The 12,260-nt window shown below is 69.0% G+C and carries 14 protein-coding genes and 1 riboswitch; of the genes, 6 read left to right on the top strand and 8 right to left on the bottom strand.

Annotated features, from left to right (window positions below):
* Positions 1 to 15 precede the first annotated feature (15 nt).
* Entirely contained in the window at positions 16 to 435 is a 420-nt protein-coding gene (locus ACFY1J_RS36070; protein WP_390708369.1) for a heme-binding protein, read from the top strand.
* Positions 436 to 513: 78 nt separating this feature from the next.
* On the opposite strand, the gene ACFY1J_RS36065 is transcribed toward ACFY1J_RS36070, so the two are convergent.
* From ACFY1J_RS36065 to ACFY1J_RS36040, 6 genes are all read right to left on the bottom strand, one after another.
* Positions 514 to 1,380 (bottom strand): GNAT family N-acetyltransferase, encoded by an 867-nt coding sequence (locus ACFY1J_RS36065; RefSeq protein ID WP_390708370.1) that lies wholly within the window; start codon positions 1,378 to 1,380, stop codon positions 514 to 516.
* A 156-nt stretch (positions 1,381 to 1,536) separates the two neighbouring features.
* Positions 1,537 to 2,019, bottom strand: a complete 483-nt coding sequence (locus tag ACFY1J_RS36060) for an NUDIX hydrolase (RefSeq protein ID WP_363296110.1) — start codon at positions 2,017 to 2,019, stop codon at positions 1,537 to 1,539.
* Positions 2,020 to 2,107: 88 nt separating this feature from the next.
* The gene (locus ACFY1J_RS36055; protein WP_390708371.1) at positions 2,108 to 3,013 is read right to left on the bottom strand and encodes a LysR family transcriptional regulator; all 906 of its coding nucleotides are present in this window, start codon (positions 3,011 to 3,013) and stop codon (positions 2,108 to 2,110) included.
* Positions 3,014 to 3,240: 227 nt separating this feature from the next.
* On the bottom strand, positions 3,241 to 4,389 hold the full coding sequence (locus ACFY1J_RS36050) for a cystathionine gamma-lyase (protein WP_390708372.1): 1,149 nt from the start codon (positions 4,387 to 4,389) through the stop codon (positions 3,241 to 3,243).
* A complete protein-coding gene (locus ACFY1J_RS36045; protein WP_390708373.1) occupies positions 4,386 to 4,877 on the bottom strand; it encodes a low molecular weight protein-tyrosine-phosphatase in 492 nt (163 codons plus the stop codon). The genes ACFY1J_RS36050 and ACFY1J_RS36045 overlap by 4 nt, the downstream gene beginning before the upstream one ends.
* Before the next feature lie 5 nt (positions 4,878 to 4,882).
* Complete coding sequence (locus ACFY1J_RS36040) at positions 4,883 to 5,263, bottom strand: phage holin family protein (RefSeq protein ID WP_390708374.1); 381 nt, start codon at positions 5,261 to 5,263, stop codon at positions 4,883 to 4,885.
* A gap of 59 nt (positions 5,264 to 5,322) precedes the next feature.
* Between ACFY1J_RS36040 and ACFY1J_RS36035 the strand changes: the two genes are divergently transcribed.
* From ACFY1J_RS36035 to ACFY1J_RS36020, 4 genes are all read left to right on the top strand, one after another.
* A complete protein-coding gene (locus tag ACFY1J_RS36035) occupies positions 5,323 to 5,640 on the top strand; it encodes a cupin domain-containing protein (protein WP_363296105.1) in 318 nt (105 codons plus the stop codon).
* 134 nt (positions 5,641 to 5,774) lie between these two features.
* Complete coding sequence (locus tag ACFY1J_RS36030; protein ID WP_390708375.1) at positions 5,775 to 5,987, top strand: DUF5326 family protein; 213 nt, start codon at positions 5,775 to 5,777, stop codon at positions 5,985 to 5,987.
* 196 nt (positions 5,988 to 6,183) lie between these two features.
* Entirely contained in the window at positions 6,184 to 7,044 is an 861-nt protein-coding gene (locus ACFY1J_RS36025; protein WP_390708376.1) for an IclR family transcriptional regulator, read from the top strand.
* Between the two features lie 98 nt (positions 7,045 to 7,142).
* Entirely contained in the window at positions 7,143 to 7,580 is a 438-nt protein-coding gene (locus ACFY1J_RS36020; RefSeq protein WP_390708377.1) for an SsgA family sporulation/cell division regulator, read from the top strand.
* Positions 7,581 to 7,693: 113 nt separating this feature from the next.
* Here the strand turns inward: ACFY1J_RS36020 and ACFY1J_RS36015 are convergent, their stop codons facing one another.
* Positions 7,694 to 9,172, bottom strand: a complete 1,479-nt coding sequence (locus ACFY1J_RS36015; protein WP_390708378.1) for a YibE/F family protein — start codon at positions 9,170 to 9,172, stop codon at positions 7,694 to 7,696.
* 71 nt (positions 9,173 to 9,243) lie between these two features.
* A riboswitch (TPP riboswitch) is annotated at positions 9,244 to 9,424 on the top strand.
* Here ACFY1J_RS36015 and thiC point away from each other — a divergent pair.
* Entirely contained in the window at positions 9,417 to 11,201 is a 1,785-nt protein-coding gene (gene thiC, locus ACFY1J_RS36010; protein ID WP_390708379.1) for a phosphomethylpyrimidine synthase ThiC, read from the top strand. It overlaps the preceding riboswitch by 8 nt.
* A gap of 61 nt (positions 11,202 to 11,262) precedes the next feature.
* Here the strand turns inward: thiC and ACFY1J_RS36005 are convergent, their stop codons facing one another.
* The gene (locus ACFY1J_RS36005) at positions 11,263 to 12,132 is read right to left on the bottom strand and encodes a hypothetical protein (protein WP_390708380.1); all 870 of its coding nucleotides are present in this window, start codon (positions 12,130 to 12,132) and stop codon (positions 11,263 to 11,265) included.
* Positions 12,133 to 12,260 lie beyond the last annotated feature (128 nt).

The raw sequence follows: 12,260 nt of genomic DNA, 5'->3' as shown, positions 1-12,260 counted from the left end.
AAGGAGAAACACCCCATGAGCACCACCGCCGTCGCCCCGCTCACCACCCACGACGCCGAGAGCCTCATCACCGAGGTCCGTCGCGCGGCGGAGGCCGCCGGAGTCACCGTCAGCGTCACCGTCCTGGACGCGGGCGGTCATCTGCTCGCCTTCCGGCGCGACGACCGGGCCGTGCTGATCTCCGGGGAGACCAGCACCCGCAAGGCGTACACGGCGCTCCAGCTGAACGCCCCCACCGCGGACCTCGTCGACGCCGTCCAGCCCGGCGGCCTGTTCCACACGCTGCCCACCGCGCTCGACCGGCCGCTGCTGTTCATCGCGGGCGGTATCCCGGTCCACCGCGACGGCCGTCTGATCGGTGCGATAGGCGTCGGCGGCGGTGCGCCGGAGCAGGACCACGGCTTCGCTCTCGCCGCCGTGGAGACGCTCGCCTGATCCCGTGCATGACCCAGCTGCAAGGCCGGCTCCCGCCACACGGCGGGAGCCGGCCTTCGCCGTACGTACGAGAGCTGCTCAGCCCGCCGCGACCGTCACCGGAGCGAAGCGCCGGGTCCAGTCCCCGGGCAGTTCCGTGATGCCGTACGTCATGACGGCGTTGGACGACACGGACTTCAGCCCGCGCTCCTGCGCCCAGGCCATCAGCTCCTCGTGCCGTGCATCGATGTCGATGCGGAGCGGACGCTCCGTGTGGGCGGCGAGTGAGGCGAGTAGAGCCTTCGCGGTCTCCGTGTCGCGGGCGATCAGCGGACCGACGACATGGGTGTCCATATTGGGCCAGGCGGCCGTGTATCCGACGATCCGGCCGTTCTCCTCGGCGACACGCAGCTGGTCGGCGAAGGCGGGCAGGCGCGTGATGATGTGCGTGCGATCGGCGCCGAACACCTCCTCGTCGAGCCGGAGGATCGAGCCGAGGTCCTCGGCGGTGGCCGAGCGCGTCAGGACCCGAGGCTCCGGCCCGCCCGGCGTGAAGTGCCCCCGGAGCATCTCCGCCCGCCCGGCGACCTTGAAGCCGAGCTCCTCGTAGAGCGGTCGGCCGTACGGCGTCGCATGGAGCGTCAGCGGTGTGGTTCCCATCGTCGAGACGATGTGGCGCATCAGCCGGCGTCCGACGCCCTGGCGGGCGTGTCTCTCGGCGACGAGCACCATGCCGATGGCGGCGAGATCCGGCCGTTCCCGGGGGCCGTACTCCGTGACGACGTAGGCGGCGACAAGGCCGCCGTCGGGGTCGTCGATGCCGTGGCCCTTCCCGGCCGTGAGGAGGAATCCCCACTTGTGTTCCTCACGGGGCCACCCCCGGTTCTCCGACAGGTCGGCGCAGGCGCCGAGATCTCGAGGCGTCAGTCGACGGATGGGCAGAGCGGCGAGGGAAGGAGTCGGCACGCAGGTCAGGCTGTCCGACCGGCACCCCTGACGTCCACCTGATTCGGGGGGACGCATGTGCTTTTGGCCACGTCGTGGCCATCCGTACAACGTGTGGACAAGGAGGGTTGTTTCACGTGAAACGTCGGGGACCCGATTGGCATGCGGGGCACACGGTCAGCCGAGGTCGGGGGCGTGCATGGCGCGTACGCCCTCGATGTTGCCGTCCAGATAGTGCCGTAGCGACAGCGGGACGAGATGGACGGAGGCGATGCCGACCCGGGTGAAAGGCACGCGGACGATCTCGTACTCGCCGGCGGGCTCCTCCACTTCGGGGCCATGGCGCAGGGCCGGGTCCATGGACTCCAGGTGGCAGACGAAGAAGTGCTGCACCTTCACGCCGGTCGCGCCGCCGTCCTCACCGATGTGCTCCACGGTGTCCACGAAGCAGGGCACCACATCGGTGATCTTGGCGCCGAGCTCCTCGTACACCTCGCGGTGCAGGGCATCGACGACGGTCGTGTCCTCGGGTTCGACCCCGCCACCGGGAGTGACCCAGTAGGGATCGACACCGGGCTTGGTGCGCTTGATCAGGATCAGGTCGTCGCCGTCCAGGAGGACGGCACGGGCGGTGCGCTTGACCACGGGTCGGACGGTCATGGAGGAAATGTGGCCCGGCTGGTTCCACGTGAAACATCACAAACTGCCACCGCTCCATCGCATGGCGTGATTCACCCACCGAGGACGCTCAGCACCAGTCCGTGGCCGCCCGCTGGAGCCACTCGTGCGCCCGCGCGACATGGGGCATGGCGAGTGTGCCGGTGCGTACCACCAGGAAGTACGTCCGCAGGGGCGGCACCGCGGGATTGTGGAGTGCGACGACCTCCCCGAGGTCGAGAGCGGCGGTGCACAGATAGCGGGGAAGCACCGCGAGCCCCGCGCCCGCGATCGTGCATGCGAGGACAGCACGCAGATCGGGGACGATGACGGTGCCAGAGGCCGCCGGGCGGGAGTCGAAGACGGAGGCCCAGTAGCGGGAGACGAAGGGCAGCGACTCATGGACCTCGACGACGGGCAGGTTCTCCAGGGCGGGCGCGCCCTTGCGGCGCAGCACTCCGGAGCCGATCTGCTCGGCCCAGCGCGGGGCCGCGACCAGTACATGCTCCTCGTCGCAGAGCGCAGTCGCCGTGAGCAGCGCGCCGCGCGGACGGGCCGTACTGATGGCCAGATCATGATGTCCGGCGGCCAGCCCCTCCAGGGTCTCCTCCGCGTTCCCGAAGGAGGCGCGCAGCGCGAAACCCTGGCCGTCCTCGCCGGTGAGCTCCGTGAGGGCGGGCAGTGCGCGCTCCGCGGTGAACTCGGGCGGACCGGCAAGATGCAGGGTGCGCAGCGAGGACTCGTCGTCGAGTCCCGTCTCGGTGATCTCCACCAGGGCGTCGAGGTGCGGCGCGGCCTTGTGGGCGAGTTCGTCGCCGATGGTCGTCGGAGTCACTCCGCGGGCCTGCCGCAGGAACAGTGGGCGGCCCAGCTGTCTTTCCAGGGTGCGGATCTGTGAGGTGACGGCCGGCTGCGAGAGGCCGAGCAGGGCGGCGGCGCGGGTGAAGGAGCCGGCCCGGTGCACGGTCACGAAAGTGCGCAGCAAGGCCAGATCCATGGCACGCCCTCCCCTTTCCCTGCCCTTCTCCGGCCCCCAGGCAGGGCCCAACTATAAATAAGTCGATAGGTCTCTGTCGCTACAGTGATTGGACACTGACACAGAGTCAACTAGCCTTGTTCGCGCGGTTCTTCGCGCGCAGAACCGGGACGGTCCGAGCCACGAGGGGGGAGGCTCGGACCGTCCGTTGTACGTAGCCGGACCCCGGGCGGGCGTCCGCGATCCGGTCAGTTGGCCGATGCGTCGAGCGCCCGGAGCACATCCGCCACCAGATCGTCGGCGTCCTCGGCACCGACGGACAGCCGGATGAAGCCCTCCGGCACCGGATCCCCACCCCAGCGCCGCCGCCGCTCGGCGGTGGACCGCACCCCTCCGAAGCTCGTCGCGTCGTCCACGAGCCGCAGTGCTTGGAGAAAACGCTCGGCACGCGCGCGCGTGGGCAGCGTGAAGGACACCACGCACCCATAGCGCCGCATCTGCCGCGAGGCGGTCTTGTACGAAGGGTCGTCGGGCAGCCCGGGATAGCGCAGCCCGGTCACCTCGGGCCGCTCGCGCAGGGCCTGCGCGAGCGCGAGGGCGGTGGCGTTCTGCCGGTCCGCGCGCAGTTGGAGCGTCGCGATGGAGCGGTGCGCCAGCCAGGCCTCCATGGGCCCGGCGATCGCCCCGACGATCTTGCGCCAGCGGCGCACGGCGGCCATGGCCTCGGCATCGCGGCCGGCGACATACCCCAGGAGGATGTCCCCGTGCCCGGTGAGCTGCTTGGTGCCGCTCGCCACGGAGAAGTCGGCGCCCAGCTCCAGCGGCCGCTGCCCGAGCGGCGTGGCAAGGGTGTTGTCGACGGCGACCAGGGCGCCACGCGCGTGTGCCGCCTCGGCGAGCCGCCGGATGTCGCACACATCGAGTCCCGGGTTGGACGGGGACTCGATCCACAGCAGCTTCGCCCCGTCCAGAACCTCCAGCTGGGCGTCGTCACCGGTCGGCGCGGTACGCACCTCGATGCCGTACGCCTCCAGCTGGGCGCGCACCATGGGCAGCACCTGGTAGCCGTCGCTCGGCAGCACCACGGCGTCCCCGGCGCGCAGCTGGGAGAACAGCACGGCGGAGATGGCGGCCATGCCGGAGGCGAACACAAGAGTCTCGACGGCGTTCTGCCCGGGCGCCTCCAGCTCGCCGATGGCCCGCTCCAGCAGGGTCCACGTCGGGTTGTCGTCACGGCCGTAGGCGTACGGGCCCGTCACCTCACCCGGCAGATGGAAGTGCGCGGCGAAGACCGGACCGGGCAGGGTCGGTTCGTGCTTGACCGGTTCGGGCAGCCCGGCCCGCACCGCGCGCGTGCCGTCCCCCGTACGGCCGTCGTCCGTCGCCGAATCGCTCATGCCGCCCGTCCCTCCACCTGCTCGCGTACCGCGGCGAGCAGACCCGTGCTCGCCGCCTCCACCATCTCAAGACACTCCTCGAAGCCGTCCGGACCGCCGTAGTACGGGTCCGGTACATCGAGGTCGTCGCCTGCGGCGGGGTCGTACGAACGAAGCAGCCGCACCTTGAGCGCGTCCTCCTCCGTGGGCGCCAGACGGCGCAGCGCCTTGAGATGGCCGGCGTCGAGGGCGATCACGAGGTCGATGCGCGAGAACCACGAGGTCCGGAACTGGCGGGCCGTGTGGTCGGCGTCGTAGCCGTGTTCCTCCAGGACGGAGACGGTGCGCGGGTCCGCGCCGTCGCCCTCGTGCCAGTCGCCGGTGCCGGCGCTGTCGATCTCGACCAGGTCCGCCAGGTCCGCCTCCGCCACGCGCGCGCGGAAGACGGATTCGGCCATCGGGGAACGACAGATGTTGCCGGTGCAGACGAAGCAGACGCGGTACGCCATCGGGGTCAGTCCTTGCCGTCGGGCAGGACGACGTTCAGCGCCCAGGAGACGATGGAGATGATCAGGCCGCCGACGACGGCGGTCCAGAAGCCGTCCACGTGGAAGCTCAGGTCGAGCTTGCCGCTCAGCCACGAGGTCAGCATCAGCATCAGCGCGTTGACCACCAGGGTGATCAGGCCGAGGGTCAGGATGAACAGGGGGAAGGTCAGGATCTTCACGATGGGCTTGACGAGCCAGTTCACCAGGCCGAAGAGCAGGGCGACCACTATCAGCGTGCCGACCTTCTTGCCCGTGCTGTCACCGGTCAGAGTGATCTTGTCGAGCAGCCACACGGCGACCGCCAGGGCCCCGGCGTTGGCGATCGTCTTGACTACGAAATTCTTCATGTGTCTGATCGTGGCAGACGTGACCGGATCTGAGCAGTGAGCAAGGGCGGACAAGTGCGATGAAGGCATTCCGGCTGGACGAACTGGAGGCGGAGCGCGCCGCCAACGAGGGGGCCTACCTCCAGTTTCTGCGGGAGCGCAACATGTCGGTCGGTCTCTACGCCCTCAACGCGGGCGAGCACGACCCTCAGAAGCCCCACAACCAGGACGAGGTGTACTTCGTCGTGAGCGGCCGTGCGTCGATCACGGTGGGCATGGAGACGACCCAGGTCGCGCGCGGCAGCGTGGTGTACGTGCCGGCCGGGGTGGCCCACAAGTTCCATCACATCAGCGAGGACCTCAGGGTCCTGGTGATCTTTTCTCCCCCTGAGGCCTGATCCCGGGCCTCAGGGTTCCCTAGGGGAACGGTCAGGGGAGGACAAGGGGTGCGAGGCCCCCGCCGGACCCCCTGGCGGCTCTAGCATCGAGTGCAGGACATCGAGAACGCACAAGACTGCAAAGGACGAGGGCAATGCGAGAGATCTTCGCGGGACTGCCGTGGTGGGTGAAGTGGATCGCGGTGCCGGTCATCGCCCTGGTCGTGTTCGGCGGGCTGATAGCCAGCGTGGTCGGATTCGTGGTCTACCTGCTCTTCAAGGTCCTGATCTTCGTCGCTCTGGTCGGCGGACTGATCTACGTCGTGCGGAAGTTCATCTCGGGTTCCTCGTCGCGCAGCAACTGGTGAGGGCCGTGGGAAACGGGTGGCGGTAACAGGAATCGCCTGTTCCCTCGGGCGAGCGAAGTTTTCCGGGCAGGCCGTCTGACAGCGGTGGCGGGCCGTTAAAGTCCGGAATTCGACGCGGGGCCCAGCCCCGCGGGCGGCGTACACCCCACCCGTGTTCCTCCGCACGGGCTGCCCCCTCGCGCTTCGGGAGTGACCCTTGGCCACGGCTGACACCGCACCCGCAGTACCGCACGCACCACCCGCACAGCCGCGCTCCTCCACACCCCCCGTGCAGCGGCCGACCTCCGCGGCGGTCCCCGAGCAGCCGCACTCCGCGACCCTCATCGGATCCGTGCAACGGGCGATGCGGCTGCTGGAAACGGTCGCCGAGCACGAGTACGGCGCTCCCGCCAAGCAACTGGCCCGCGAGACCGGCCTGGCGCTCCCGACGGCCTACCACCTGTTGCGCACCCTCGTGCACGAGGGCTATCTCCGCCGTGACAAGGGCCTGTTCTTCCTCGGTGAGGCGGCCGAGCGGCTGGGCAGCAGCGGGGCAGAGCAGAAACGTCGCAGCGCGGTCTCGGCCGTGCTCGCGCAATGGCGCGATTCCATCGGTGTACCGGTGTACTACGCGATGTACCGGGACGGCGAGATCGAGGTCATGTGCGTCTCCGACACCCCGAGCACCCCGGCGGTCGAGGAGTGGGCCGACTTCCGCGAAACCGGGCACGCGCACGCGATCGGGCAGTGTCTGCTGTCCCAGATGGACGAGGCCGCGCGCCGCGACCACCTGGACCGCTACCCGGTGCAGCCCCTCACCCCGTACACCGTGCGCGACGGTCAGAGCCTGCTGCGGCGGCTGGACCGGATGCGCCGGATGGAGCCGGTGACGGAGCGGCAGGAGTACGCGCTGGGGACGGTCTGCGCGGCGATCCCGATCACGGTCGGCACCACGGCGGCCACGATGGCCCTGTCCCTGCCCGCCCACCAGGCGGACCGGCTGCTGCCCGCGGCCCGGCAACTGCAGGCCGAGGTCGGACGGCATCTGGGGACACTGGCGATCTCTATCAGTATCTGAAAACTCACTCCTTGTGATCTCACGTGTACTTTCTGCAAGATTTGACCAGCGTCAAAGGAATCAATCCGGCCGGTCGGTGTCATAAGACGGGGTAGGCGATGCGCGAGTCCGTACAGGCAGAGGTCATGATGAGCTTTCTCGTGTCCGAGGAGCTCTCCTTTCGCATTCCGGTGGAGTTGCGTTACGAGACCTGTGACCCCTATGCCGTGCGGCTGACCTTCCATCTGCCCGGAGATGCCCCGGTGACCTGGGCTTTCGGGCGCGAGCTGCTGATCGACGGCGTGGGCCGGCCGTGCGGGGACGGTGATGTGCACATCGCGCCTGCCGACACGGACGTGCTGGGAGAGGTGCTGATCCGGCTTCAGGTCGGTGGCGACCAGGCGGTGTTCCGGTCCTCGGCGCCGCCGCTGGTGGCCTTCCTCGACCGCACGGACAAGTTGGTGCCGCTCGGCCAGGAGGGGGCGCTGGCGGACTTCGACGCTCATCTCGACGAGGCCCTGAACCGTATCCTGGCCGAGGAGCAGAGCGCAGGCTGACGCGCTACGGCATGGAGGGCGAGGCGCCCCACAGTGACGTGCGGAGCACTGCAGTAACGCTTCTCCTCATAGGGAACCGGTTCTCCTCATAGGTCACCGTTTCTGCCGGAGCGTCACCTCTTGCGGCGCCGCCCCCGGCCGCCGCGCGTCGCGGCCGACTGGACCTCGGCCGGCTTCCCCGCCCCCTGTCCCGGCCGGTCGGCCGACACCACGAGGGCGGCCAGGGCCGTGGTGACCGGCACCGAGGCGACCAGGCCGATCGAGCCCACCAGGGTGCGCACTATCTCCTCCGCCACCAGTTCGCTGTTGGCTACGGTCGTCACGCTGCTCTGCGCGATCGAGAAGAGCAGCAGCAGCGGCAGCGCGGCACCGGCGTAGGCGAGTACGAGCGTGTTGACGACGGATGCGATGTGGTCACGGCCGATGCGGATGCCCGCCCGGTACAGCCCGCGCCAGCCCATCGTCGGATTGGCCTCGTGCAGTTCCCACACGGCCGAGGTCTGGGTCACGGTCACGTCGTCCAGGACGCCGAGCGAACCGATGATGACGCCGGCCAGCAGCAGACCGCTCATGTCGATCGACGGGTACAGGCCATGGATCAGACCGGTGTTGTCGTCGGTGTTGCCCGTCAGCGCGGCCCAGTCGATGAACTCCGAGCCCAGGATGCCGATCAGCAGGAGCGACACCAGCGTGCCGAGCACCGCGACCGAGGTGCGGGCCGACAGGCCGTGGCACATATAGAGCGCGATCAGCATGATGGCGCTCGACCCGACCACCGCCACGACCAGTGGATTCGAGCCCTGCAGGATCGCGGGCAGGATGAAGAGGGTCAGCACCATGAAGCTGACGGCCAGCGCGACCAGCGCCATGACACCGCGCAACCGGCCCACCACCACGACGGCGAGCGCGAAGATGCCGGCGAGCAGCGCCATCGGGAACTTCCGGTTCACATCGGTGACCGAGTACTGCAGGTCCTTGGGCGCCGAGGGCTCGTAGGCGACCACGACCTTCTCGCCCTCGTGCAACTGTCGTGACTGGTCCGGCTGCACGATCTCCGTGAAGGTACGGCCCTTGTCCTTGCCGGTGTCGACCTGGATCGTCGCCTTCTTGCAGGTGCCGTTCGCCTCCTGCTGAGCGGAGTTGCCCTCGGCGGTGGAGGTGTCGCCCGTCGGAGTCTGCCCCGAGGCGTTCACCGACTTGCAGCTCAGCTCGACGACCTTGGTGACCGTGGCCTGCTGCGTCTGCCGGTCGAAGCCGACTCCCGTGCGCTGGTGCGGCGGGGCTCCACCGGGCCAGAGCACGACGAGTCCGACCACGACCGCCGCGGTGAAGGGGATCAGGATCGCAGCGATGACCTTGCGCAGATGCTGGGAGACGGGCGCGGCGGGGCCATGGCTGTGGCTGTGCGAGTGGCCGTGGCCGCCGCCGTTTCCGGAGCCGTGTCCGTGTCCTGGGGTCTGTCCATGGCCGTGCCCGTGGTGGTTCTCGTCACCGGCACCGTGGCCCTCGTGCTCGTGTCCGCCGCGCTGTCCGGGGCCGGGTCGGCGCGGCGGCTCGGGCGGCGGGTAGGGGTACTGCTGTGTCGTGGTCACCGCCAGATCATCGCAAGAACGGTAGGGGCCCTCTGTTCACCGAGGCCGAATTGACGCTAGCGTGGAGGCACCTTTGCACACGCGGGAGCTCGGAGCACCGGGCTGAGAGGGCGCTGACCTCCGTATTCGCGATGTTTCACGTGGAACAGAGTGATGTTTCACATGAAACGCCGACTGAGACGGAAACCGCTGCGTCGACCGCTGAACCTGTTACCGGGTAATGCCGGCGTAGGGAGTAGGTCTCATGACCAACAAGGACGCACGCACGCCTGCCTCCATGCAGAACCCTGCCCAGGGTGAGGCCGGGAAGTCCATCGGCTGGCACAAGGGGTATGTCGAGGGCTCACGCTCCGATGTACGTGTGCCGGTTCGCCAGGTGCACCTCACCAACGGGCAGTCGGTCACGCTGTACGACACCTCCGGCCCGTACACCGATCCACTCGTCGAGACAGACGTCCGCAGGGGCCTACCGCCGCTGCGGGAGAACTGGATCATCGCTCGTGGTGACACGGAGGAGTACGCGGGCCGTCCCGTCCGTCCCGAGGACGACGGGGTCAAGCACACTTCTCCCCGCGGCGGTCTGCGCAACCTCGACGCGGTCTTCCCCGGACGTCCGCGTCTGCCGCGCCGCGGCCGTGCCGGCACGGCGGTCACCCAGCTCGCGTATGCGCGCCGGGGCGAGATCACGCCGGAGATGGAGTTCGTGGCCGTCCGGGAGAACGTTGCTCCCGAGGTCGTCCGTGAGGAGATCGCGGCAGGCCGGGCCGTGCTGCCCGCCAACGTCAACCACCCGGAGATCGAGCCGATGATCATCGGCAAGCGGTTCCTGGTGAAGGTCAACGCCAACATCGGCAACTCCGCGGTGACATCCTCCATCGAGGAGGAGGTCGAGAAGATGACCTGGGCGACCCGCTGGGGCGCCGACACGGTCATGGACCTGTCCACGGGCCGCAACATCCACACCACCCGCGAGTGGGTGCTGCGCAACTCCCCCGTCCCCATCGGCACGGTGCCGCTCTATCAGGCCCTGGAGAAGGTCGACGGCAGGGCCGAGGAGCTGACCTGGGAGATCTACAAGGACACGGTCATCGAGCAGGCCGAGCAGGGCGTGGACTACATGACGGTCCACGCGGGCGTCCGCCTGCCGTACGTCCCGCTCACCGCGAACCGCAAGACCGGCATCGTCTCGCGCGGCGGCTCGATCATGGCGGCCTGGTGCCTCGCGCACCACAAGGAGTCGTTCCTGTACGAGAACTTCGAGGAACTCTGCGAGATCCTCGCCGCCTACGACGTCACGTACTCGCTGGGCGACGGCCTTCGGCCGGGCTCGATCGCCGACGCCAACGACGAGGCGCAGTTCGCGGAACTGCGAACGCTCGGGGAACTCAACCGGATCGCCAAGCGTTTTGATGTTCAGACCATGATCGAGGGGCCGGGACACGTCCCGATGCACAAGATCAAGGAGAACATCGACCTTCAGCAGGAGATCTGCGATGAAGCTCCGTTCTATACGCTCGGCCCGCTGACGACGGACGTCGCGCCGGCGTACGACCACATCACCTCCGGCATCGGTGCCGCGATGATCGCCTGGTGGGGCACGGCCATGCTCTGCTATGTCACGCCCAAGGAGCACTTGGGCCTGCCCAACCGTGACGACGTCAAGACCGGCGTCATCACCTACAAGATCGCCGCCCACGCAGCCGACCTCGCCAAGGGGCACCCCGGTGCGCAGGAGTGGGACGACGCGCTGTCCGACGCGCGCTTCGAGTTCCGGTGGGAGGACCAGTTCAACCTCGCCCTGGACCCGGACACGGCACGGGAGTTCCACGACGAGACCCTGCCGGCGGAGCCGGCCAAGACCGCTCACTTCTGCTCGATGTGCGGGCCGAAGTTCTGCTCGATGAAGATCTCCCAGGACATCCGCCGTGAACACGGTGGCAGCCGGGTGGAGATCGAGGAGGGCATGGCTCAGAAGTCGAAGGAGTTCGCGGCCGCGGGTAATCGGGTGTATCTGCCGATCGCCGACTGATCCGGCGGTTACTCCGTTGCCGGTTGCCCGGCTTGCGCCCCACCCGGGGCGCAGGCCGGGGCTATTCCGGCTGGTGTTCCGGGCCTCCGAAGTCCGGGCTCGTGTAGTCCGGGCTGGTGAAGCTCGGGCGTGGGCCCGGGGTGCCGCCGTCGTCGGGGCTGCTGAAGCCCGGGCGGTCGTAGCCGAGGCGCGGCATGCGGCTGGTCGGCGCCGGCGGGGTCGTGCGGTGCAGTGCGGTCGTGCCGGGGTTGGCGAGGGCTTCCTGCAGGAAGGGGAGGAAGCCGCGCTCCAGCAGGGCTTCTCGCCAGGCTTCCCTGGCCCGGGCCACCTCTCCGTTCGCCTCGCCGTAGGCTCCGGCGTCCAGCGAGGGGCTGTTGCGCAGGGCGGTGAGCAGCAGCCCGACCGCGGCGACGAGGATCGCGGCCGCGGTCATGGCGCCGAACACCCATCCCGCCGTCAGCATGGTCTGAGCGAATGCCGGCTCGGGGTCCAGCATCTTCAGTATGTAGCCGACCAGCAGGAATATCGCCGCGGCGGTTCCGGCGAGGACGGGGGCGAGGACCGCGACGACGGCGACGGCGCCCGCGCCGGTGGTCTCGGCGGCCTCGCCGAGGGTGGTGGCGAGCCCCATCGCGCCCGCGACGCCCGGCTCACCGGAGCCGGATTCACCGCTGGACGACGGGGTGGACGGCGCCGGTTGGCGCAGTTCCTCGCGGACCTTCACATAGTGCTGGTACTCGGTCGCCGCGGCCGCCGTGATGAGTGTGGTGGCGTTCAGCGCCATGGTGCGCAGCTGTTCGGTGTTCAGCCGCTGTCCCACAGCGGCCAGTTCCGGGCGGTGTGGTGCGGAGCGCAGCGCCTCATCGAGGATCCGCTCGTATTCCTGGCGGTCCTCGCTGTGCAGGTGCTGCGGAACGCTGTTCATGTGCATCCCCCGATGCTCCGTAGGGCTTGGGGCTCGCACGCCGGCGAGCCGTCGGGCAGAAACGGAGGGGAGCCTGCTACGGATAAGCCGATGGTAGAGCCGCGACGGCACGCGGTGACAGGGGGTTGCCAGAA

The organism is Streptomyces sp. NPDC001406, from assembly GCF_042895285.1.
Taxonomy (GTDB): Bacteria; Actinomycetota; Actinomycetes; order Streptomycetales; family Streptomycetaceae; genus Streptomyces.
This window is presented reverse-complemented; position numbering and strand designations above follow the sequence as displayed.